This window comes from Actinomyces sp. oral taxon 180 str. F0310 (genome assembly GCF_000185285.1).
In the GTDB taxonomy this organism is placed as follows: domain Bacteria; phylum Actinomycetota; class Actinomycetes; order Actinomycetales; family Actinomycetaceae; genus Pauljensenia.
This window is the reverse complement of the sequence record NZ_GL622194.1, coordinates 1,826,982-1,850,540: the sequence shown is the minus strand read 5'-3', so window position 1 is coordinate 1,850,540 and position 23,559 is coordinate 1,826,982. Positions and strand designations below refer to the sequence as shown.

The following is a 23,559-nucleotide window of genomic DNA, read 5'->3' as shown; positions in this document are numbered from 1 at the left end:
GCGCCGGGGGACCCGCCTCGCGGGTCCCCCGGGGCCCGTCATGCCGTGCGGGCCTTGCGGCGCCTGATGCCTGCGGCCGCGCCGGTGGCGCCCAGACCGGCGATGATGCCGCCGATCACGTAGGCGTCAGCGCCGAATCCACCGGTGAGCGGGATGGCGGGCACGTCCTGCTTGTCGTTGGTGATGGGCGCGAAGGCGAAGTCGAGCGCGTCCTTGCCGATGGTGAAGGGGCGCGGCGTCGCATCGAGGCGATACCCGGCGGGGGCCTTCTTCTCCGTCAGAGCGTAGGCGGTGTCGCTCCACGGCAGGCCCGTCACCGCGAAGGAACCTGCGGCAGGGTCGGAGTCGTAGTAGGTCGCGCCCGCCGGCTTGGGGCACTGGGCGGCCGACGCGGCCTTGCAGTCCGTGATGGTCACGGCGCCCGGCAGCGCACCACCGCTGATGGTCCATTCCGAACCCTCCAGGGCCGTGGCCGTGTTCGACGCGTCCACCTTCTTCCAGGTGAGTGACCCGGTCTTGCGTTCGTTGACGATGGCCGCCCTCAGGGTCGCCTCCAGGGACGCGGGGGCGATCTGCGGGAAGGCCTGGGCCTGCGGGTTCAGCTGGTAGCCGGCGGGGGCACTGGCCTCGCGCACGGAGTAGGTCCCCCACTTGAGGTCCTTGATCGCGAAGGATCCGGGAGTCGGGTCCTGGTCCTTGTAGGGCTGGGCGGGGCAGGGTCCGGCGGTGCAGTCCTCGACCGTGGTGTTGCGGGGCACGCCGGGCCCGGTGAGGGTCCAGGTGGTGCCCGCCAGGGGCGTGACCCCGTCGGAGTCGACCTTGTTCCAGGTCAGCGATCCGGGCTTGGCCGTGTTGGTGATCGTGCACAGGACGCGGTCGGTGCCTCGCACGGTGAGCTGCGCCTTCCCGTCCGTCGTGGCACCGCTGAGGGACGAGGAGTAGTTCTCACCCACGGTTCCGGGAGCCTGCTCGCAGCTCCACTGGCCCATCTCATACCCCGCGCCGCCGGGGTTGGTGGTGGCCTCGGAGAGGTCGTTGCGACCGGTGCGCACGACGGTGGGGCCACCCGTGGTTCCGTTGCCCGTCGCGGTGTAGGCGCCCGCACCGCCGGTGAGGGTCCACTGGTCGGCGGCGAGGCCCTGAACCTCGGAGGTGGAGTACTTGTTGTCGACGTTCTTGACCAGCTGCAGGGTCGGCACGCGCACGGCGACGCGGTAGTCCTCGACCTCGCCGGTTGCTGTGCCGCCGGTGGGCTTCTGGCCGTTTCCGTTGTTGTCGGCGGTGATGCGCAGTCGCATGTAGGTGGCGCTGCTTCCATCCTCGCCGTCAACGGAGCGGACGACGTCGGCGGGGACCGTCCACGCCAGGGCGGCCTTGCCGGCGGTAGAGCAGGGAACCTCGTTGGACTTCTCGCCGTCGTCGAAGGTGCCGTTGCGGTTCCAGTCGATCCATCCGGCGACCTTACCGTTGCCCTCGCAGGTGACGTCCAGGTTGTAGGTGGCGCCGGGCTGCGTGCGGATCCCGTCGGCGGGCAGGGTGACGGAGTCCTCGTCGCTCGGCTCTCCGACCTTGTCGTCGCCCAAGGCGTCCGCGCTGAACGGCTGGGTGTGCTCTGCGTCGATGAGCGCGCCGAGGCGCGGGGAGCCCTTCTCCATGTACATCTCGGCCTGCGGGGAGACCTTGAACAGGTCGGTGGTTGAGCGCACCTCGCCCCCGCGCCACGACGGCTGGAAGAGGGAGGAGGCGACGCCGTAGGACTCGGGCGCGTCGCCGTAGTCGGTGGCGACCACCAGGCCGAGGGCGACGGCGGAGTAGCCCGCGCCCTGCATCGTGATGGTGGCGGAGGTGGCGCCCTCCATGAACATGACGGCGTCGGGGCCTCCGTAGCCGTTCGGCTTGGAGTAGCTGCCGCCCGACTGGTAGACGCATTCCTCGTCGGAGGGCATGAGGCGCAGGGTGCGCGAGCCGTTGGAAAGGATGCCGTCGGTGGTGACCTGCTTCCCGGTGTTCTTGCTGATGCAGGCGCGCGAGCGGATGGTGTCCAGGACCCTCCAGCGCGGGGGCTTGTTGCCGGCGGTCTTCTTCACGGTGGCCTCGACCCACTCGTCCTGCCGGTCGCTGGTGGCCCAGCTCTTGATGCCGAAGCGCCTGGAGGATGCCTCGGCGTCGGCAAAGACCAGGCCCTGGATGGGCACGTTCGTGATGGAGCCGTCCTTGCCGTAGATCTCGGCCTTGCAGCTGTAGTCCACGCTCACGCGGGCGTTGTAGCCCGTGGGTCGGTGGTCCGTGGTCTGGTTCCAGGGCTTGCCGTCCCAGGCGTTGCCCCCGTTGTAGGCGTAGCCGTTGGCCAGGCCGATCACCATCTGGTTCTTGTTGACGTAGTCCTGGGGGTATATGAGCCCGGAGTGCCACACCTCTGAGCCGTCGTTCCACGAGCCGGGGCCTCCGACGTTGTAGAGGTTGTCCAGGGCGTCGCCCGCCCAGGCGCCGGGGATGGTGGCCACGAGAGGCCCCTCGGTCTGCTGCTTGGGGGTGCCGGGCGCGGGGGTGTCGTGGGTGAGGTTGGACAGGGTGCAGGTGGTCACCAGGGAGCCCGCGTCACCGAGGTCGCGGTGGTTGACGAAGTCCTTGGGTCCCTCCCCCACGCCCAGGACGGGGACGTTGGGCTTGTCTTTGCCCTTGAAGTCCTTGTCGTAGTCGGCCCACTGGAGCCACTGGATGGAGTCCTTGAAGCGTCCGGAGCCTCCCGTGGCGAAGGTCGCGGGGAGCGACCCGCTGGGGACTCCCTCGGCCGCAGCCTGGGCAGGCTGGGCCGCGTTGGGCAGGATCGGCGCGGAACAGACGGCCGCGCAGACCGCGACCGCGACCGCGAAGCGTGAGAACCGCGTGGCGCGGCGCTGTGTTCGGGCGTGCTGGGTCACTTCAACTCCAATGATTAGTTCGACGTAAATCGTTTTCGCACAAGTATTGATTGGGACGTGCCACGGGTCGGCGCGGCGGGAGAGCCGTTCTCCCGGCCGCGCCGACCCGCGCGGGCTCGGAGTTCAGCGGAAGGATCCGCCGATACCCCGGAGCATCAGGCTTCGCTGCGCTTGCGCGAGCGGATCACCATGGTGGATCCCACGGCGATGAGTCCCAGAGAGATGCCGCCGATGGTCATGAGCAGCTGGCCGTTGGCACCCGTGAGGGGCAGCTGGGGAACGGGCTGCTTGTTGTTGGCGATCTCCGCGCTGTACGTGGCAGCGGCGAGGGCGCCCTTGGAGACCGAGATGCCGGTCGTGGTCTTCTGCGGCAGGACGTAGCCCGCGGGGGCCTCAACCTCTTCGACGACGTAGCAGCGCTTGGTCGCGCCCTGGGACCCCTGGCCGGCGGAGCCGACGGAGTCGCCGACGTAGAGGCCGTCGATTGCCACGAGGCCCGCGTCATCGGAGACGAACTCGGTCTTGTTGTTCACCGTGATCGCGTCGCCGGCCTTGGTGGCGGCGGAGCAGTCGGCGGCGTAGGGCTCGGCGGCGTTGTAGACCTTGAACTTCGCGCCCTTGATGCCGGTCTTGGCGGCACCGGAGTTAGCGTCGAACTTCAGGAGCTGGGCGTTGCCCCAGTCCGTGGAGACCTCGGGGGAGGTCGGCGGGTTGTTCGGCTCGGTCGGAGGAGTCGACGGCGGCTCGTTCGGAGGAATGGCGCCGTAGTGCGTGTCCTGAACCAGAGTGGCCTTGTTCTTGATGGTGCCGTCGCCGATGGCGGACACCGTGCCGGAGAAGATCGCCTCGAGCTTCTTGTTGGGGTTCGCCTTCAGCTTCGCCAGGCCGGCGCGCGTGAAGGAGACGACGACCAGGCCGCCCGTGTTGGACTGCACGTAGTCGGTGTTCTCGACCAGCGTATCGGCACCCAGGGTGACCTTGTCCACCTTGCCGTCGGAGAGGCGGCTGTCCAGCTGGTCGCGCAGGTAGAAGTAGGTGAAGTTCGTATCAGTGTCGAGGCTGGGGATCGTCGTGGAGACGGGGAACTGCACGCGCGAGCCAAGGCCCACGCCGTTCACGGTCTGATCGGAGATGGTCTTGTCGATCTCGATCTTCTGGTTCTTGGGGTAGGCGTGCACGTCGTAGAGCCACTTGCCCTCGCCACCGTTGGTGGTGTTGGGGAAGGGGATCGTGACGACGAAGGGCTTGGCCTTCTCGACGATGTCGGCGGGAGCCTCGGTCTCACAGACCAGGTACGCCGCGACGGACAGGCCCGCCAGGGTGGTCTTGCCACCGCCTGCGGTCGTCCCCTCAGCGGCAGCCTGAGCATCGACGGCGGGCGCATTGTCACCCAGGGTCGGGTGGGCGGGATCCGTGCAGGCATTGGACGGGATGTTGTCAGCCAGGGCGGCGAGCTTGTCCCAGTCGGTGGGCTTGGACAGGTCCAGGCCCGAGACCTTGTAGGCCTTGAAGGTGACGCCGTCGACGCCGTCGCCGCCGGAGTCGGCGGTGCCGTCAACCTTGCCCATGGTGCCCGTGGCGTTCTTCAGGTGCTTGTGGACGATGATCGAACCCGTTGCGTTCTGGTTGATCGTGCCGTAGGCCGGATCCTCGGCGAAGGTGGCGACGCTGGTCGCAACAACCCCGGCGACTCCGAGGCTGAGAGCACCCGCGGCGGCGATCATTCGCCGCCCGAGGGGCGCGTACTTCCTGCTCACTAGTCTTCCTCTCATAACTTCCGCACTATGCGTGACGGGATGGATGGTTCAGCAACAAATATATGAGAGGTGACCCGAGAAGACTATGATTACCGGGAAATTTGAAAGCTATCTCACGATCCCATGTAAAATACCGGCAATTCTGTGCGTTAGGTCTCAGTTGACTACCGCTCGGTAGAGAGAGGTGCGACGACCGCGGGGGCTCGACCCCTCTTTATCTGCGGGATCCCGAGCGCTGCAGCGCCTTGAGCAACGCTCGCGGAACCTCCTCCGAGGAGCCTACGCTCACCTGGATCACGCCGCGCATGTCAAGCATGCGCGCGACAGCGGCGCGCCTTTGCTCAACAACCATGCTCGCCTCGCGGGCGAGCTGTTCGTCCCTGCGCAGAAAGTCCGGAAGGGGCCCCTCGTTGACGTCGATAACGGTTTTATCCTGGTCAATATCCGCCGGATTCATGTCGGCCACCGACACCTGGATGACCTGATGGCGCACGCTCAGCGACTTGATGATGTCATCGGCCTCTTTCGTGGGGGTCGGCTGCGTCTGATCACTGATGATGACAATCAGCGAGCGACGCCTCGTCGTCGTCAACGCCCGACGCAGCAGCCGGGGCACGTCCGAGCGCGGAGAAAGCAGCGTAATGTCCTCCGAAATGCGGCGCATGATCGTCTCAGCGTGCCCATTGCCCGAACGAGCGGGCATAAAGCGGACCCTGCGCGAATCCCCAGCAACCAGACCAATCTGATCTCCTCGAGCCACCGAGAGCCACGCGATCGCCTCGCACGCCGCGAGCGCGACCTCCTCCTTGGTCTCCCCCGACGGCGCCAACGCCCCCATCTCCCGGCCCGTATCGACAACCAGGATGACCTGCACGTTCGCGGTCGCCTCGTGCCTCTTGATCGTGGGGGTGCCCGTGCGAGCAGTCGCCGCCCAATCGATCTCGCGCACGTCGTCACCGGGCTGGTAGGGCGCCAGGTCCATGAACTCCCAGCCGCGGCCCCACCTCAGCGCCGAGTGCTGTCCCTCCATGACGGACAGCAGCTTGCGCAGGACGGGCAACTGGATGCGCGTCGACAGTGCGTGGATCTCACGCGACCTCACTGGCATGCTGGTTCTCCTGGTGATCGCCGGTCCACGAGCGCACCCGTCACGGCACCGGAACCGCGTTGAACACCGCGTCGATGAGCCCCTCCACCGACACGTTGTCGGCGAGGGCATCGAAGGTACGAATGATGCGGTGCCGCAGGATGCCGTAGCGCAGCTTCTTGATGTCGTCGGGAACCACGTAGTTGCGCCCGTCCATGAGGGCCAGCGCCTGCGAGATCTGCATGAGGGCAATCGCCCCTCGCGGCGAGGCACCCACGCGCACGTGCTTGGTCCAACCCGGCAGCGGATTGGGACCGGCGCCCCTCGTGGTGTTGATGATGTCGACGATGTACGCCTTGAGCGTGCTGTGCACGTAGATGCGTCGCGTCAGGCCTTGGAGCAACAGCACGTCCGTGATGGACACGGGCTCGGAGGAGGTCGGTAGGCTCATCACTCCCGAGTCGATGCGCTCAAGGACCTCAAGCTCGTCGACGGGGGCCGGGTAGGTGATGATCTCCTTGAGCAGGAAACGATCCATCTGCGCCTCGGGGAGGACGTACGTTCCCTCCTCTTCGATGGGGTTCTGGGTTGCCATCACCATGAACGGGCGGGGCAGGCGGTGGTTGACTCCGCCGATCGTCGTCTGCCCTTCCTGCATCGCCTCCAGCATCGCGGACTGAGTCTTCGCGCTGGAACGGTTGATCTCGTCCATCAGGACCAGGTTCGCGTGGACCGGCCCCAGCTGGGTGACCATCTCACCCGAGGCCTGGTTCCAGATTTGAGACCCGACGATGTCGTTGGGCATGAGGTCCGGCGTGCACTGGATCCGGTGGAACGTTCCCGACACCGCCGAGGCCAGAGTCTGGGCTGCGGTGGTCTTGGCCAGACCGGGCACCGACTCGACCAGGACGTGACCGCCTGCGAGCAGGCATGCCGTCAGCGCCGTCCGTAGGTCCTCCTGCCCGACAACTTTCGCCTGGTAGATCATGGTTATGCGGTTGAGCATGTCCTTCGCCTGGGCGAGTTCCGCATCTGTCAGGTATTCGGCCACGAAGTCTCCTAGTGGGCACGGGAAAAGTGGTGCTGTGGTTAGTTTAGTGCGCGCACCACGTTTTCGGGAACCCGTGGGACGGGCGCGCCCGCTCCCCTCATCCCACGCCGCGGACACCACCGGGACGGAAGGGACAAGCAGCGGGGGACCCGACCTCTCGGTCGGATCCCCCGCTGCGCCCGCTTGAAGCGGACGATGCCGCGGCTCAGGCCTTCGCTGCGGCGATGCGCTCGCGGAACTTGGCCAGCTGCTCGGTGATGGCGGCGGGGAGCTTATCGCCGAACTGCGAGAAGTACTCCTCCGTGTCGTCCATCTCGGCGGCCCACGCGTCGGGATCGATCGCGAAGAGCTTGGCCCACACGGCCTCGTCAATGTCCAGGCCGTCAAGGTTGAAGTCCTCGAACTTCGGGTAGCGGCCGGTCACGCCGTCGATCGCCTCGACCTCACCGGCCGCGCGACGAACGATCCAGTCCAGGACGCGGGCGTTGTCGCCGTAGCCCGGCCACATGAAGTTGCCGTCCTCGTCCTTGCGGAACCAGTTGACCTGGTAGACCTTCGGGAACTTGTCGCCGACCTTCTTCTGCATCTCGATCCAGTGGCCCCAGTAGTCGGCCATGTTGTAGCCGCAGAAGGGGAGCATGGCGAAGGGGTCGTGGCGCAGCGAGCCGGCCTTGACGTCGGTCGCGGCCGCGGTGACCTCGGAGGCCACGGAGGCGCCGATGAACACGCCGTGGGCGGGCTCGTACTGCTCAGCGACCAGCGGGACGTTGGTGGCGCGGCGGCCGCCGAAGAGGACGGCGTCGACCGGGACACCCTCGGGGGCTTCCCAGTCGGGGCAGATGATCGGGCACTGCGAGGCCGGAACGGTGAAGCGGCTGTTCGGGTGGGCAGCCTTCTCGCCGGACTCAGGGGTCCAGTCGTTGCCGTGCCAGTCGATCAGGTGCGCCGGGACCTCGCCGTCGATGCCTTCCCACCACACGTCGCCGTCGTCGGTCAGGGCGACGTTCGTGAAGATGGAGTTGGCCTTGCCGGTCTCCATGGCCATGGGGTTGGTCTTGTAGGAGGTGCCGGGGGCGACGCCGAAGAAGCCCGCCTCGGGGTTGATGGCGCGCAGGGTCCCGTCGGGGCCGGGGCGCATCCACGCGATGTCGTCGCCGACGGTCTCGACCTTGTAGCCGGGGATCGTGGGCTGGAGCATGGCCAGGTTGGTCTTGCCGCAGGCGCTGGGGAACGCGGCGGTGACGTGGAACTGCTGGCCGGTGGACTCGCGGGTCAGGCGCAGGATCAGCATGTGCTCGGCCATCCAGCCATCACGGCGTGCCATCGTCGAGGCGATACGCAGCGCGAAGCACTTCTTGCCCAGCAGGGCGTTGCCGCCGTAGCCCGAGCCGAAGGACCAGATCTCATTGGTCTCCGGGAAGTGGGTGATGTACTTCTCGTCGTTGCAGGGCCAGTTGGAGTCTTCCTGACCGGGCTCCAGGGGAGCGCCGACGGAGTGAACGGCGGGAACCCACACGCGACCCTCGTTGATGAGGTCCATGGCAGCAGCACCCATGCGGGTCATGATGCGCATGTTGACGACAACGTAGGGGGAGTCGGTGATCTCGACGCCGAGCTGGGAGATGGGGCCGCCGAGGGGGCCCATGGAGAAGGGCACCACGTACAGGGTGCGGCCCTTCATGGCGCCCGTGAACTTCTCGCGGAGCGTGGCCTTCATTTCCTTGGGATCGGCCCAATGGTTGGTCGGGCCCGCGTCCTCTTCCTTCTCACAGCAGATGAAGGTACGGGACTCAACGCGCGCAACATCGGACGGCTTGGAGCGAGCGAGGAAGGAGTTCGGGCGCTTCTCCTCGTTGAGCTTGGTGAACATGCCGCTTTCGACCATCTGCGAGGTCAGGCGATCCCACTCTTCCTGGGAGCCGTCGCAGAACTCGATGGCGTCAGGGGTGGTAAGCTCAGCGATTTGCGCAACCCACTTGATGACATCTTCGGGAGCGTTGGCCGGAGCCGCTGCACGCACATCCTGTTCAGTCACGGACATTTTGCCTCCTGAGGCATTTCGGATTGTCGAGGCCGCATCTGCGTCCCCGATTGACAGAATCAATCATGCCGGAACCAATGCCAACGCTTGCGGGCGCTTGGTCCCGATCACATCTTGAGTCTAGTCGAACGCGTCACACACCGCCCGCTCTGAAGGGACCTTCAGCCCACACGCGGGCGGTACCGTGGCCGACCAATCGCCCCTGGGCCTCGCCAGTGGGAAGAAAGGGAAGCGGACCCGTTCCTCGTGAGATAGAACACGAGATACGGGGTCACAAAAGCGCATCTGAACTTGAAGTCGCACCGCCCCATGACCGACGATTGCAGGTAGCACAACAGTGCTATTCACCATTGGAAGGACCGAGCACACCATGGGATTCCGAAACAAGACCCAAGGCCCTGACTTTTTTGAAGACTTCACATCCCAGGCCCGCCAGCTGGTGCAGGCCGTCGAGTTCCTGACACACATTTACGCCGCCTCCCCCGAAGAGCGCATCGCCCTGCGTGACCAGCTCCACGAGGTCGAGCACCGCGGCGACGAGCTCAACCACGAGATCATCCAGCGCATCAACTCCTCGTTCATCACCCCCTTCGACCGCGAGGACCTCCAGTCCCTCGCCTCCCACCTCGACGACTGCCTCGACTTCATCGACGAGGCCGGCGACCTCCTGGTCGTCTACGGCATCGCCGACATCCCCTCCTCCCTCGTCTCCCTGCTCAACGTTCAGATCGACGTCATCAAGAACTGCGCGGATCTCACCGCCGAGAACATGCCGAAGCTCAAGTCGCCCGTGGACATGCGCGACTACTGGATCGAGATCAACCGCCTCGAGAACGAGGGCGACCTGGCCTACCGCCGCACCCTCACGGCCCTCTTCGACTCCGGCCTGGACGCGGTCACGATCATTAAGCTCAAGGACATCGTTCAGGGCCTCGAGTCCTGCGCCGACGCTTTCGAGGAGCTGGCCAACGTCATCGAGTCCCTCGCGCTGAAGGAATCCTGAGCCGTGGATCTCAACCTGATCCTCGTCTGCGTCGTCATCCTCGTCGCGCTGTTCTTCAGCTACACGAACGGCTTCCACGACGCCGCGAACGCGATCGCGACCTCCGTGTCGACCCGCGCGTGGACCCCTCGCGCCGCGCTGCTCATGGCCGCGACGATGAACGTCATCGGCGCCATGATGGGAACGGCCGTCGCGAAGACAGTCGGTAAGGGCATCATTTCGATCAGCGACTATGCGGAATCTCCGCTGCCGGCGATGCAGCAAAAGGGCCTGGTCATCATCCTCGCCGCGCTTCTGGGCGCCTGCATCTGGAACCTGATCACCTGGTGGTTCGGGCTTCCATCCTCCTCCTCGCACGCCCTGATCGGCGGCATGGTGGGTGCCGGCCTGATGAGCGGCACCGTCGTCTACTGGTGGGGCATCGTGAGCCACGTCGTGATCCCGATGTTCGCCTCCCCCATCATCGGCTTCGTCATTGGCTACATCGCCATGAAGATCGTGCTGTGGGTGCTGCGTCACGCGCAGTATCACCGCACGATGCGCCGCTTCCGCGCCGCGCAGCGTTTCTCCTCGGCGGCCATGGCCCTGGGCCACGGCATCCAGGACGCGCAAAAGACGATGGGCATCATCGTCATGGCGCTGCTGGCCGGCGGCTACGGCGAGCACCACAACATCCTCGATCCCGTCACGGGTGAGATGAACGTGCCGCTGTGGGTCAAGATCTCGGGCGCCCTGGCGATTTCGCTGGGCACGATGGCCGGAGGCGGGCGCATCATGCGCACGATCGGACGCAAGATCATCGACCTGGATCCGGCGCGCGGATTCACCGCCGAGGCCGTGTCCTCGTCGATCCTCTACCTGTGCTCCTACGTGATTCACGCCCCCATCTCCACGACCCAGGTCGTGTCGACCGCGATCATGGGCGTGGGATGCACGAAGCGCTTCTCGGCGGTCCGGTGGGGCGTCGCCGGCAACATTGTCATCGCATGGTTCCTCACGCTCCCCGCCGCGGCAGCCGTGTCGGCGATCGTGTACCTGGCAGTTGCTCTGCCGCTGGGGGTTCACTAGTGGAACGCGCTCGCCTCGTCTCCCTGGCGGCCACTCTCGCCCTCGTCACGGCGCCGCTGGCCGCCTGCTCGGACGCATCGGTCATGCACATGCGCGTCGGGCAGTGCGTCATGCTGCCGGCGGAGGCGACCGCAACGACCATCGAGACGACGGGGTGCGCGCGCGAACACGACGCCGAAGTGTTCTACGTGACGTCGGCGCCCGACGGCGATTTCCCGGGCGCCGACGCGCTGAACAAGCAGGCGGAAAGCGAGTGCATCTCCACGTTCGGCGATTACGTGGGGTCCGATTACCTCACCTCGTCCCTGGATGCCACGTGGATGATTCCCACGAAAGACTCCTGGGCGCAGAAGGATCGTTTGATCGTGTGCCTGGTGCGCCCGTTGAATCACTCCAAGTTGACGAGTTCCGTGAAGGACTCCGGCTTGTAACTGGTCCTGACAAACAGCTTCATCAGGTGGTATCGGGCACGGTCTCGGCACCACCCGAAGCTTGTCCATTCGGTCGTGTCATTGTTATAGTTTTTGGGAAACATCAGCGCATTCTCCGGGAACGCGCGCCTCAGCACGCGACACCTCGATTCCCGGGACGCCCCCACCCATCACTCAAGGAGCATCATGTCCCTGCCTCTTCCCCGCCGCCTCGCCCTCGCGGCCGCCGTTGCCACCCTCGCCGGCGGCCTGTCGGGTTGTTCCCTCCTCCCCCTTGGCAACAACACCTCCGCTTTCACGATGGAGGTGGGACAGTGCGTCCAGGTTCCCGACGGCGACCGCGTCTCACGCTTCGAAACCACCGAATGCACCGCCGAGCACGATGCAGAGGTCTTCCACATTCTGAAGCTGACCGACTCCGAGCTTCCCCCTGAGTCCGACCTGAAAGAGAAGGCGGGGAACGAGTGCGCGGACGCATTCGAGGGCTACATCGGCACGGCCTACGAAGAATCGAGCCTCGATATCTACACGACGTACCCCACCAAGACCACATGGGCGATCGGAGACCGCGAGGTCGTGTGCATGGCAACGCCGCTCGATCATTCGAAGCTCACCTCTTCGGTGAAGGACTCCGGAATGTGACGCGCACCCGCGCGGCTCGCGTGGCGGTTCGGCTCTGGCCGGACCGCCACATCCGTATGGCGAGCGCACCCACGCGCCTGCCCATCAGTGGCGCTTGTTTCCCCGACGCGCGTGAGCGGCGGGATTCTTCGTCGTGACGCCGTGAGTTTCGAGGGCGGCGACGACCAGCCCATCGGGGCCGTGTTCGACGTGGGCGACAAGGACCTGGCCACGCGTCAGCCGCGGGGCCTCAGCGCCGGCGACGGGAGCCGACGCGTAGGCGCGGATTTCCTCGATGATGGCATCACGCGCGGAACCCGTGACTGACAGGACCGTGGGGGCCGCGTGCTCGCGCAGGCGCTCGGCCGCGAAGGCGCGGACGCGTCCGAGGCGAGCCTCGGCATCGACCTGCGCATCCGGGCCGGAGGCGGCCAGGTCGAGAGACTCGACAAGGGTCACCGAGCCCCCACCCATCGACGCCCACGGGGTGAGGCTCTGGCGCGAGCGGGCTGCCGGCGACGCGAACGCGCGCGCAACGCCGAAGCTGGAAAGCAGATCGATGAGGTCGAAGGCCTGGCGCACGCCGAATCGACTAAGCGGCGGGTCGACGGGTTCCGGCGCGCTCTCGGTCTTCTTCGCCGAGGCCTGCTCCACCTGGGCAGCCCTCCTGGCCGCAGCGGACGCAACCATCGCGGGGGTCGGCGCGGGGCGAGGCTTGGAAGGAGCCGACGCCTCAGCAGGTGCCGCGGAGCCGCCGCAAGAAGCGGAAGGAGAGGCGGGCGCGTGGACGTCCCCGGCCTCGTCGAGGCGCGGGGTGAGGCCCTGCCCGGGACGCAGGACGAGGAGCGTTGTGGTCACGAGGCGGCCCTCGCGAGCGCGGGCGAGAAGGTCGGAGAGAAGGCGGCGGTCGCCTCGGCGGGTGAGCATCTCGGCGGCGCGCTCGGGGGCCACCCACTCGGCTCGATCGATCTCGGTGCGGGGAGCGCGGGCGACGGGCGCGCGCACAAACGCTGCGGGCCCGCCCGACACCGGAGTTCCCACCCAGTAGTGGACCTCCTTGGTTTGCCCGCCACCGAGTCGGTAGCGCTGCGTCGTCAACGGGGCGCCGAGGGTTACGACCTGGCCGGTTTCCTCCTCAACCTCCCGCACGGCGGCAGCAACCAGAGGCTCCCCGTGCTCCGCCTTGCCCTTGGGCCACGACCAGTCGTGGTAGCGGGGGCGGTGGACCATGAGGACTTCGATGTCGGCCGGATCAATGACCTCGCCGGGTGCGGCCAGGCGCGCCGGATCCATGAAGCGCCAGACGAGCGCGCCGGCAGAGCGAACGAGTCGCTGGGGGCGTGGGGCTGGCATCGCAGGCATAGGGTCCAGGGTAGTCGCACGCCGCCTCGCGTGCCCTGGCGGGCGTGCCACCTCACCCCGTTTCGGGCCTTCCACGAGGCCGTCCAGGACACGCCCGGATCAGCACCGACTCTGCGAACGAGGGGTCAGTCGAGGGTTCCGAAGGCCGCCTCGCGTGCGGCGAGGTCAAGCTCGTCGGCCGTGGCCAACAGCGCGGAGGTGCGCATGGTGACGCGGTGTGCGAGGGGGTCGGTCGGGTCCTCGATCCACAGGGGGCCAGATTCGCCGGCGGCCAGGACGCGCATCGCGCGCGACGCCTGGGCAAGAACCCCGTCCAGGTCATCGTCGGTCAGGTCCCCGCGCAGCAGCGCGTCGACCTCCTGCATGACCGCTCGCAGCGGGCGGACCTGAACGGGCGCCTCGAGCCCCTGAATGATGGGCGCACGCAGCCCCTGCGCGTATCGGGACTCCACCAGGCCGGGGTCGCGGTGATACCACTCGTGGAGCAGGTAGAGGCGCCACAGCGCCCCGGGGAGGGTGAACTCCGGGCTGCGCGACCACGCGTGCGCGATGACATCCACGCCCACGGAGCGCACCGTGTCGCGCAGACGCGCGACGTCCGCGTCGGTGAAGGACTCATCCCCCACACCCATGAGCGCCCACGCCGCGGTGTGGGCGACGGCGGCGGATGCGGCGGGATCTTCATCGCCGACGATGGTTTCGGCCCGGGCCGCATCGAGCATGGCCGGGCGGCGAGGGGTATTCGATTGTGCCATGGGGACCGGTTCCTCCTACAATGGGGCTGCTGGGCCTATAGCTCAATGGTAGAGCAGCGGACTTTTAATCCGTAGGTTGGGGGTTCGAGTCCCCCTGGGCCTACTGGTCGCCTCGGTTTTCCGGGGCGTTCACGCTATTCGCGGGCGCGCGCCCGCGCCGGAGGTGCAGCATGGATCCTCGTTTTTCGCGCGCGTATGGCGCCCTGGCGGGCCTGGCGCTCGGCGACGCCCTCGGCATGCCAACCCAGGCAATGTCCCCCCAGCAGATTCGCGCCGTCTACGGGAGGGTGACGGGCCTCGTTGACGCGGACGCGAGCCAGCCCTACGCGCCCGGTATGGCGGCGGGTTCGGTCACGGACGACACGGAACAGGCGCTGCTGGTGGCTTCCCTCCTGGTACGAGGCCGGGGCTTGGCCTCGGGTCGCGTTGCCTTGGACGCGGGCGAGTTCGCCGATGCGTTGCTGGCCTGGGAGGATTCGATGATTCGGCGCGGATCGCTCGACCTGTTGGGTCCCTCCACGAAGGCAGCGCTCGAACGGGTGCGGGCGGGCGAGGACCCGCTCGCCGTGGGTGGGGAAGGCACGACGAACGGCGCCGCGATGCGCGTAACCCCGATCGGTATCGCGATGTCGACGGCCGATCCCGAGGCCTTTGCGGATGCCGTCTGGTCTTCCTGTCAGGTCACGCACGCGACGCGCCAGGGCTTCCAGTCGGCTGCCCTCGTGGCGGCGGCCGTGTCCCTGGGCATCGACTCTGCGCGCTCGACGGCCCCGGATCTGAGGTCCCTGCTGTGGAAGGCCCTGACCTTCGTCGATTCCCTCCCCGTGCGCGGCGCGTGGGCCCCCGACCCGGACGTCGTTGCGGCGACGCGCAGGGCCATGCAGCTGTCCATCAACCCAGCATCGTCGTCCCTGGAATGCCTCGCCCAGCAGGTGGGAACGTCCGTGGCCTCGGCGCACGCGATCCCCATGGCCTTTGCGCTGCTCGCGCGCGACCCCTCGCCGCAGGCCCTCCTGGACGCCGCCAACATCGGCGGCGATACCGACACGATCGGCGCGATCGCGGGCGCGATCCTGGGCGCTGCCCTCGGCGTTCAGGTTCTGCCCACAGACAGCCTCTCGATGATCGAGGAGGTCTCCCACCTCGGCCTGCAACCCATCACGAGCAAGCTCCTGGAGCTGCGCGATCAGGCACTTAACGGTCATCAGGAGGGCCCTGACACAGATGCGTTGTCGGCGGACGGGGCCGACATTTCGAGCGAGCGGACGACCCCCGAGAAGTCAGCCCCCGCCTCGTCACCCAATTCCACGGAGGGCCGCGTCGTCCTCATGGGGCAGATCCTCGTGGACCGGGTTCTTCAGGGCGCCGGGCCGATATACGGCGGCGGGTACGAGCGTGCGCGCGACGCAGGCACGCATGTGGGCGGCGGATTCAACGCCCTCGTGGCCGCTCGGCGTATGGGAGCCGAGGCCGTCTCCCTCAGCCCGATCGGCGCCGGGCCCCACGCGTCGCTGATCACGGATGCCCTCGCACGGGAGGGAATCGTCGACGCAGGCCCGCGCGTGGAGGGCGTGGACAACGGGTTCTGCATCGCCCTCATTGATCGCCGCGCCGAACGTACCTTCATCTCCACGAGGGGGGCGGAGACGATGACCCCCGCGAGCGCGTGGGCGGACTTCGTGCGAACGATGAGCCCCGACGACGTGCTCTACATCGACGGTTACCTCATGGACCACCCCGCGAACAGGGAGGCCGCGGAGGCTGCATTGCGGGCCCTACCCGAGGGCGTGCGCGTCATCCTGGACGTCTCCCCCGTTATCGGAATCCCGGATGGACTTCCCCCCACCACCTTGATTTCCATGAGCACAAGCGAAGCGGCCGTCCTGTGGAGAGACGCCGATCGCAAGGCCATCGACGTACGCTCATGGCTCCCCGCCGAAGACGCACCCATCGCGATGGCGACGCTGCTCCGGCGCGACGTAGTCGTGCGAGCGGGGAAGGACGGCGCGTACTTCACGCGCTACACGGACTCCGCAAAGCTGTCCTCCACATATATCCCGTCTCTCAGCGTCGAGGCAATCGACACGAACGGCGCGGGCGACGCGCACACGGGAGTGCTGGCAGCGTCCCTCGCACAGGGCACGTCCATGGAGAGGGCACTCGTGCTCGCAAACTGCGCGGGCGCCCTGGCATCGACCACGGTTGGACCCGCGACATGCCCGCCTCGCACCCAGATCAAGGCCGCAGCTGACGCGCTGGCCGAGCAGGAGGACTGAACAATGGATCCACGTTTTGATCGCGCCCACGGCGCGCTAGCCGGACTCATCTTCGGCTGGGAACTCGGGGGTGAAGCCGCGAGCGAGAACGGCACGGCCACCACAAGCGTCGGCGAATCCGTTCTCGCGCTGCTGGCATCGCATGAGCCGGTGGGACTACCGACGTTCCCTTCACAGTTGAGCCACCTTCAAGACTTTTACGCTTTGCTGATCAGCGGCCTCCTGATCGGCATCTCCACCTCGACGAGCGGGCAGCAGGCATTCGCGGACGCCGTGTGGAACAACTGCGAGGATGAGGAACCAAATTGCCGGGAGTTTCAGGCGGTGACTCTCGTTGCTGCGGCGGTTTCACTCGGCCTCGACAGCCCGAATTTCTATGTATCAGATGTTCTGGTACGAGCCGTCGATGTCGCTTCATCTCTGGATGCACGCGGCGCATGGAGCCCGGAACCGGACGTCGTGGCCGCGACTCGTCGGGCGTTGAACATCGTCAGCGACGTGAACGAGTACATCGAGTCCCCCCTCGATCGTCTCGTCGAGCAGATCGGTGCGGGCGATTCACCCTCGCAGATCGTCCCCATGGCCTTTGCCTTGGCCTCCCGCTACCAGGACCTCCACCTCCTGACCTCTCCCCTGCACCTGGGTGCCCAGGCGCGCGTGATCCTGTCCATCGCCGGCGCGCTAGTCGGCGCGGTTCGGGGAGCGAGTTTGCTTCGCCCCTACGGGTATACGCACATCGAGGCTGTGTTCAAGATTGACTTGAAGCGGCGTGCGCATGGATTGCTCGCAAGCCGCATGCCCTACCCCGGCGACCTTCTCGCCCCCGTCGCGTCCACGCCGTTGACCGGCTCCTCAGCCCCGGCCTCGTTCAAGGAAATCCCGTGGAACCTGCGCACACGCCAGCGCTACTTCGAGCCCGTCAACCCACCCGTCATTCCCCGTCACTCGGGCGGGCAGACTGGGCGCGTCCTCTTCCTCGGTGAACTACTCGTCGACCAGGCCATGCACTCGACCGAGTACCCAAAACGTGGCGGGGACGTGTGGGCCACCGACCTGGGACAGTCCACGGGTGGAAGCTTCAAGGCCCTGGTGGCGGCCCGGCGCATGGGTGCAGAGGTTGTCTCCCTCAGCCCGATGGGACAGGGCACCAACGCCTCAATCATCTCGAAGGCGCTGAGGAGCGAGAACATCGTCGACGCTGGCCCACGCTTGACGGGGGTCGACAACGGATACAGGCTCATCTTCACCGCGGACAACGGCTGGCGCCTGGCCGTCTCGACAACCACCACCATCACCCCTGACATGAGCCGCGTGTGGGCCGAGGCCATCCAGGCAATGGACCCCTCGGATGTCCTATGGATCGATGGATCACTCATCGACTCCGAGGAGCACGCACGCGCCCTGCGCGAGGCCGTGAAGGGCCTGCCCGAGCACGCACGCGTGGTCTTCGACGCCTCGCAGAGTAAGGGTTTCCTCAAGGGCCTGCCCCACGACAACGTCATCGTGTCTCTGCGCGCCTCCCACGCGCGAGGCTTCGACGGTTTCACCCGGCATTTCGATGTCCATTACCCCTTCTACGATGATAACGACACGCCCGAGGTGCAGGCCTCGGCCCTCGCCATGCTCGCGAAGCGCCACATCGTGCTGCGCACGGAGGAGGGGAACGCATACTTCGCGCGCCCCGATCTCGACGATGCTCGCATGATTCGTCCGATGGTCATGCGCATCCCAGCCCCCACCCCCGCGCAGCCGGGCGCACTGCCCACGGCGGAGGTCCACTCCGGCACGCTTGCGGGCTGTCTCGCCGTCGGAATTCCGGCCGATCGGGCGACTCTGCTGGCAAATTGCGCAGCCTCCCTTGCGACCCCGAACTCGCTCCCCACGCGCGAAACCATCGAGTCGGCGGCCGCCCAACTATCGCACGTCGATCTGGCCTGACAAGGAGAGAACAGATGGATCCACGACTCCCCCGCGCATTCGCGGCGATGGCAGCCATGGTGCCCGAGGGCGCAGACGACGCCACAGCCTCGCGGTTCACGGCTCACGCAATGGTCGTCGCCGCACAGCTCCTAAAGGCCCCGGACGGCCTGCACTCCATTCAATCCGGACACTGGCTCTCCCCCGCAACAAGCGAACGCGATCGCCTCATGTGCGCACTTCCCATCGGCATCGCTCTGTCAACGATCGACCCTGAGGCATTTGCCAGGACCGTGTGGTTCGCATGCGGCTGCACGACCCGGGACGAGTTCCAGTCGGCGGCACTCCTCGCGGCGGCTGTATCACTCGCTCTCGACTCCTATGCTGCTCCCGCTGGTGAGGCAGTAGAGTTCGTCGCCTCCCTGTCCCCGCGCGGGGAAGCGGAAGAGGGCCCCGATATCCTGACGGCAACGCGACGTGCGATGAATGTCCTCAGCAACTCCAAGTGGGTTGATTACTGGTCGCCCATCAATCTGTTGAGGCAGAAGCTGGCTGCTCACCCTTCGTCGAGCCTGGTCATCCCGTTGTCTTTCTACATTCCGCCTCTCAGCTATAGCTCGGCGATCTCGTCCGAGATCGCCGAGCTCAGCGGCAATCCGCAGCTGTGTACGGTCATCTCCAGCATTCTGTCACCCCTCAGCGGACGCGGCTTCAGCGCCCGGCTCAGGAAGCAGGCACACACCAACGAGCACTCAGGCTTCGATCCGATGCGGATCGCCGGTCAGCTCCTCGAGCTGCGCCCTCCCGCGTCAGCGGCTTGGCTCAGCCGCGCGGCGGGACGCTCGGGGCCTCGATATCGACGAAGCGGTCCGACTTCCTTCGAGGATCCCCGCTCCACGGTTTGTACGCGCTATGCCGCCTTCGAGTCAGAGAGCAAACCCACCCCGCTCGGGCCTTCTAGGGGCGACGCGCCCGTAGGCCGCGTCGTCTTCATGACCGAGCTGACGCTGAGGTACGACCGGCAATCCGCGGACGAGCCTCTGCCCGTCGGCGACGAGTGGGCCACCCGAGAGGGCGTCCACATTGACCTCACCTTCACGGCGATGCGCGCCGCCCGCGCCATGGGCATCGAGGTCGTGAGCCTCAGCCCAATCGGCGAAGGGCCCCGTGGCTCAATCATCGCCAAGGCTCTGGCTCGCGAGGGGATCATCGACGCGGGTCCTCGCGTGCGGGGGTGCGACAGCGGCTACCGGTCCTACGTCATCGGAACCTACCGCGGAGATAAACTCTCGTTCATCGAGAACGTTCCCGAGCACGCATGGGACGAGGCCATCCGGACCCTGGGCCCCTCGGACATCTTATTCGTCGACGGCAGCCTTGAAAGGTCACCGGCTGTTCTTGCAGTTGCCGAGAACGCTGCCATCCAGCTGCCTGAGCACACGCGAGTCATTATTGATTCATCGAGGGGTGGCGTTGGGCCGCACCAGTTGCCCAACGACAATGTGCTGATGGCACTGAGCCAGAGCAATGTACAGGGCCTGTGCGAGCCAATCGTGAGCGACCGCTCGGCCTTCGACGCCAGCAAAGATCCCGATCACTCGGCGAGCTTCGTCCAGAATCTCTTTGATCGGTACACGCTGATTAGTACGAGTTCATACGAGTCCTACCTGGCGCGCACGTTGCAGGAAAAGACCTCAGTGGTCAAGCCTGTCACCCGCTTCCTGGCACCTGCCGTCGAATCCGTTGACCCCATCGGTTCAGCTGCCGCCCACTACGGCGTTCTGGCTGCCGCCCTCGCGCTCGGCTACCCCCTCGAGCGGTGCATCCTTCTGGCGAATTGCGCGGGTGCCCTGGCCTCGACCATGCCCGGCCCGGCCTCATGTCCCACGCGCGAGGACATCGAGGCCGCGGCGGACGCGCTGGAGGCACGCACAGACGGGGAGTGAGCGCCGCGCAGACTCGGTTGCCCTTCAACTGAACGACCCCAGCTGCACCACATCTGCGCAGGTCGGGAGACCCAAACGTGCGAGATGTGTCAAATATTCAACCGAGTCATCTATTTTGCGCCCCAAAGGGTGCACAATCACATCATGGCGAATGACGACCCCCAGGACCGCGGCGGCATCATCGGCGGGGCGCTCACGGTTGCCCTGCTGATCACGCTGGCCGTCCAAAACGCCGTGCCGCCGATGGCGACCGACATGTACTCGGCCGCGTTCCCGCAGATCACGGTGGACCTGGCGACGAACTCGACGATGCTCGGCTTCACGCTCACGACCTTCTTCGTCGGCTTCGCGACCGGCCAGGTCCTGGGCGGCGCCATCTCGGACCAGATCGGGCGCCGCCGCCCCATCGTCGCGGGCGGCATCATCGCGTTGGTCGGCTCCATGATCTGCGTGTTTGCGCCGGGCATCTGGGTGCTCCTCGTGGGCCGAGTCTTCCAGGGCCTCGGCGGCGGCATCGCCTCGTCGGTGGCGCGCGCGATCCTCGTCGACGTCGCGCACGGCAAGACACTGGCGCGCGCGATGAGCCTCATCCAGGCGATCGTCGGTTTCGCGCCGATGCTCGCCCCGGTCCTCGGCGCATTCATCATCACGCACGCGACATGGAGGGTCGTCTTCTGGGCACTCGCCGCGTTCACTCTGCTCATGGCGGCCCTCGCGTGGTTCGTCGTGCCCGAGTCCCTCCCCAAGGAGCGCCGCCATCCCGGCGGCATCTCCAGGTTCTTCCAGGGCCTCGTCCAGGTCGTGCATATCCGCCCCTTCGTGGGCTTCATGCTGACCAACGCCTTCTCGAGCTTCTGCATGTTTGGCTACATCTCGAACGCCACGTACGTGCTGCAGGGGCCGCTGGGCCTTTCCCCCATGGCTTTCGCGTGGGTGTTCGCGTTCAACGCGCTGCTGTCGACCGGTTTCGCGCTGGTGAACGTGCGCCTGATCTCGCACTTCACGCCGCGCACCCTCATCATCACAGGCCTGGTGATCGCGGCGACCGGCGTGGTGACGCTGGCGATCTCGACGTTCCTCCTCGACCTGCCGCTGATCCTCACGTGCGTGGGCTTCGCGCTCATCATGACGGCGAACGCGTTCATCTTCGGCAACGCGGGCGCGCGGGCCATGAGTGAGGCGCGCGAGCACGCGGGCACGGCCTCGTCCGTCATGGGCGTGTGTCAGTCGATCGCGAACGGCATCGCCGCTCCTCTGGCAACCTCGGGCGGCGACAGCGCCGTGCCGATGGTGCTCGTCATGATCGTCGGTTCGGTCGGCGCATGGTTCGCTTTCTGGGTGATCGCCCGCGGCGGTGCGCGCACGCCGCGTCGGCTCAACCTCGACTGAGGTCTCTTAGGGCGAGGAAGATCGCGAGAAGACTGGCACAACACCCCAAGCCGGCCAACAGGAGGAACTCACACTCCAACTCAGCGCGTAACCCAACCCGAAGGACACAAAACGAGTGCACCACTCCACAGCGCTTGACCACACCTCGGAAGGTTGGCGTGCCCAAGTCTTGTTACAAACGTCGTCAATCCGCAGCAATATCAGTCCTTCTCCGCACCTGGATGTTACAAACGTCGTCATTCCACGCCTGAAATCACCTAGTTTCGGCTGTTTTGTCGGCAGATTGACGACGTTTGTAACACAAAGCGCTAAACCTTCTTCGAAAAGGGGGTGGTTTGACGACGTTTGTAACAAAACAAGGCGTACAAAGAAGACCACGTATCCATCAGCACCGAGCAGACCCCGTTGATGCGCACATCAGATGCACGCATGCTCCAGCATTATGCACGCGCTAAATTCTGACACCGCGCAGATCGCCTACTCGTTCTGGATAGGTTACTAATCCAGAACGCAATACCCTATCGGGATCGTCGCAACCTATACAGTACGCGCGCCTCATTGCAATATGCCCACTCAGCGCCCTTTGCTCGGTCCCTACGCGCGCGAGGCCAGCCAGACCGCAACCGACACAAGGACCAGGCCGATCAACTCGAATACGCCGGGAATCTGCCGCAGCATGACGGCCCCGACCAGGGCAGACGTGGCCGGCAGGATAGCGGCGAACAGCGCGAAGGTCGACGCGGCCAGGCGTCGCATCGCGAGCGCCTCGAAAGTGTAGGGAATCGCGGTGGACAGCAGACCCACGCCGATAACGATCGCGATCAGCTTCCACGAGACCGTGGCCGCGATCGCGCCCGGCCCAAGGACGGGCGCGAAAAACAGGGTGCCCCACGCGCAACCGAGCGCCAGGTTCGTCACCCCGTCACGCGTGGTCGATGCCTTCTGCCCGACGACGATGTAGGCCGACCAGGCGAGGGCCGCGAGGAGGATCCAGGCGACGCCGACGCGCGCACTCGGCACGCTCAGGTCGAGGGCGAGCCCGCCGATGCACGCAACGCCCGCAAACGCGAGGACCGCGGCGATGCGCGGCCGCCAGCCACGGCCTCGGATGACGGCGACGGCGACGGGGCCGATGAACTCGATGGACACGGCGGTGCCCAGGGGGATGCGCGCGATCGACTCGTAGAACGATGAGTTCATGGTCACGATGATGACGCCGAAGAGCGCGGAGACCACCAGGTCGGAGCGCGTAAGGCCACCCCGCCAGGGGCGTTTCCAGGCGAGGAGAACGACCGCGCCGGTCAGGACGCGCCACCACGCAACGGAGGCCGGTTCGACGGAGGCGAAGGCGATGACCGCGAGCGCCGCGCCCACGTACTGGATGAGGCCGGAGCCGACGATGTAGAGCTGGGGCGGGATACGGTCGGTGACGGGACGCGGAGCGGGCGCGCTCACTGGGCCGGGGCGAAGGTGAGAGCCGCGGAGTTCATGCAGTAGCGCATGCCGGTGGGTTGTCCCGGGGCGTCCGGGAAAACGTGGCCGAGGTGGGAGCCACACGTCGCGCAGCGCACCTCGGTTCGTGTCATGCCGTGGCTCGTGTCAACGCGCTCGGTGGTGGCGCCTTCGTGGGCTTGGAAGAAGGAGGGCCAGCCGCAGGCCGAGTCGAACTTCGTGTCGGAATCGAAGAGTGCTGATCCGCAGGCGGCGCACGAGTAGGTGCCGACCCGGGACTCGTCGAGGAGCTCACCGGTGAAGGGACGCTCAGTGCCAGCTTCGCGCAGCACGTGGTAGCGCATGGGGCTGAGGAGTCTCTTCCATTCGGCATCGGTACGGGCGGCGGGGTCGGTGTTGCTCATGCTCCCATTGTCCCGCGCCGCCCGCGCCTGCGCATGTTTCGCGCGCCGGCACGGGCGGCGTGGTTTCCTCGAGCGGGC

The 23,559-nt window shown here is 66.4% G+C and carries 17 protein-coding genes and 1 tRNA gene; 9 read left to right on the top strand and 9 right to left on the bottom strand.

Features of this window, described 5'->3' with window-relative positions:
* Nucleotides 1–38: 38 nt before the first annotated feature.
* The 5 genes from HMPREF9006_RS07860 to HMPREF9006_RS07840 form a co-directional block, all read right to left on the bottom strand.
* Complete coding sequence (locus HMPREF9006_RS07860; RefSeq protein ID WP_009213065.1) at nucleotides 39–2,921, bottom strand: CshA/CshB family fibrillar adhesin-related protein; 2,883 nt, start codon at nucleotides 2,919–2,921, stop codon at nucleotides 39–41.
* A 155-nt stretch (nucleotides 2,922–3,076) separates the two neighbouring features.
* Nucleotides 3,077–4,678 carry a SpaH/EbpB family LPXTG-anchored major pilin gene (locus HMPREF9006_RS07855; protein ID WP_009213064.1) on the bottom strand — a complete coding sequence of 534 codons (1,602 nt, stop codon included), beginning with the start codon at nucleotides 4,676–4,678 and terminating at the stop codon, nucleotides 3,077–3,079.
* Between the two features lie 214 nt (nucleotides 4,679–4,892).
* Complete coding sequence (locus tag HMPREF9006_RS07850; protein ID WP_009213063.1) at nucleotides 4,893–5,786, bottom strand: DUF58 domain-containing protein; 894 nt, start codon at nucleotides 5,784–5,786, stop codon at nucleotides 4,893–4,895.
* A 40-nt stretch (nucleotides 5,787–5,826) separates the two neighbouring features.
* Nucleotides 5,827–6,816: an AAA family ATPase gene (locus HMPREF9006_RS07845; protein ID WP_009213062.1), complete on the bottom strand. Its 990-nt coding sequence runs from the start codon at nucleotides 6,814–6,816 to the stop codon at nucleotides 5,827–5,829.
* A 205-nt stretch (nucleotides 6,817–7,021) separates the two neighbouring features.
* The gene (locus HMPREF9006_RS07840) at nucleotides 7,022–8,857 is read right to left on the bottom strand and encodes a phosphoenolpyruvate carboxykinase (GTP) (RefSeq protein WP_009213061.1); all 1,836 of its coding nucleotides are present in this window, start codon (nucleotides 8,855–8,857) and stop codon (nucleotides 7,022–7,024) included.
* Between the two features lie 370 nt (nucleotides 8,858–9,227).
* Between HMPREF9006_RS07840 and HMPREF9006_RS07835 the strand changes: the two genes are divergently transcribed.
* The 4 genes from HMPREF9006_RS07835 (at nucleotide 9,228) to HMPREF9006_RS07820 (ending at nucleotide 12,001) form a co-directional block, all read left to right on the top strand.
* Nucleotides 9,228–9,860 (top strand): DUF47 domain-containing protein, encoded by a 633-nt coding sequence (locus HMPREF9006_RS07835; RefSeq protein WP_034231472.1) that lies wholly within the window; start codon nucleotides 9,228–9,230, stop codon nucleotides 9,858–9,860.
* A 3-nt stretch (nucleotides 9,861–9,863) separates the two neighbouring features.
* Nucleotides 9,864–10,928, top strand: coding sequence for an inorganic phosphate transporter (locus HMPREF9006_RS07830; protein WP_009213059.1), 1,065 nt, complete (start codon nucleotides 9,864–9,866; stop codon nucleotides 10,926–10,928).
* Complete coding sequence (locus tag HMPREF9006_RS07825) at nucleotides 10,928–11,359, top strand: septum formation family protein (protein ID WP_009213058.1); 432 nt, start codon at nucleotides 10,928–10,930, stop codon at nucleotides 11,357–11,359. Before HMPREF9006_RS07830 ends, HMPREF9006_RS07825 begins: the two co-directional genes overlap by 1 nt.
* Nucleotides 11,360–11,545: 186 nt before the next feature.
* Nucleotides 11,546–12,001 (top strand): septum formation family protein, encoded by a 456-nt coding sequence (locus HMPREF9006_RS07820; protein WP_009213057.1) that lies wholly within the window; start codon nucleotides 11,546–11,548, stop codon nucleotides 11,999–12,001.
* A gap of 84 nt (nucleotides 12,002–12,085) precedes the next feature.
* On the opposite strand, the gene HMPREF9006_RS07815 is transcribed toward HMPREF9006_RS07820, so the two are convergent.
* Nucleotides 12,086–13,333, bottom strand: coding sequence for an NUDIX hydrolase (locus tag HMPREF9006_RS07815; RefSeq protein WP_034232327.1), 1,248 nt, complete (start codon nucleotides 13,331–13,333; stop codon nucleotides 12,086–12,088).
* Between the two features lie 134 nt (nucleotides 13,334–13,467).
* Nucleotides 13,468–14,097, bottom strand: coding sequence for a hypothetical protein (locus HMPREF9006_RS07810; RefSeq protein ID WP_009213055.1), 630 nt, complete (start codon nucleotides 14,095–14,097; stop codon nucleotides 13,468–13,470).
* Nucleotides 14,098–14,128: 31 nt separating this feature from the next.
* Here HMPREF9006_RS07810 and HMPREF9006_RS07805 point away from each other — a divergent pair.
* The 5 genes from HMPREF9006_RS07805 to HMPREF9006_RS07785 all read left to right on the top strand — a co-directional run bounded on the left by HMPREF9006_RS07805 (nucleotide 14,129) and on the right by HMPREF9006_RS07785 (nucleotide 21,625).
* Nucleotides 14,129–14,200, top strand: a tRNA-Lys gene (locus HMPREF9006_RS07805).
* A 67-nt stretch (nucleotides 14,201–14,267) separates the two neighbouring features.
* Nucleotides 14,268–16,373, top strand: coding sequence for a PfkB family carbohydrate kinase (locus HMPREF9006_RS07800; protein ID WP_009213054.1), 2,106 nt, complete (start codon nucleotides 14,268–14,270; stop codon nucleotides 16,371–16,373).
* A gap of 3 nt (nucleotides 16,374–16,376) precedes the next feature.
* Nucleotides 16,377–18,311, top strand: a complete 1,935-nt coding sequence (locus tag HMPREF9006_RS07795) for a carbohydrate kinase (RefSeq protein WP_009213053.1) — start codon at nucleotides 16,377–16,379, stop codon at nucleotides 18,309–18,311.
* Nucleotides 18,312–18,325: 14 nt separating this feature from the next.
* Entirely contained in the window at nucleotides 18,326–20,236 is a 1,911-nt protein-coding gene (locus tag HMPREF9006_RS07790) for a PfkB family carbohydrate kinase (RefSeq protein ID WP_034231468.1), read from the top strand.
* 144 nt (nucleotides 20,237–20,380) lie between these two features.
* Nucleotides 20,381–21,625 carry a multidrug effflux MFS transporter gene (locus HMPREF9006_RS07785; RefSeq protein ID WP_034232325.1) on the top strand — a complete coding sequence of 415 codons (1,245 nt, stop codon included), beginning with the start codon at nucleotides 20,381–20,383 and terminating at the stop codon, nucleotides 21,623–21,625.
* A gap of 594 nt (nucleotides 21,626–22,219) precedes the next feature.
* Here the strand turns inward: HMPREF9006_RS07785 and HMPREF9006_RS07780 are convergent.
* Nucleotides 22,220–23,080: an EamA family transporter gene (locus HMPREF9006_RS07780; RefSeq protein ID WP_009213050.1), complete on the bottom strand. Its 861-nt coding sequence runs from the start codon at nucleotides 23,078–23,080 to the stop codon at nucleotides 22,220–22,222.
* Complete coding sequence (msrB, locus tag HMPREF9006_RS07775) at nucleotides 23,077–23,481, bottom strand: peptide-methionine (R)-S-oxide reductase MsrB (protein ID WP_009213049.1); 405 nt, start codon at nucleotides 23,479–23,481, stop codon at nucleotides 23,077–23,079. The genes HMPREF9006_RS07780 and msrB overlap by 4 nt, the downstream gene beginning before the upstream one ends.
* Nucleotides 23,482–23,559: the final 78 nt, after the last annotated feature.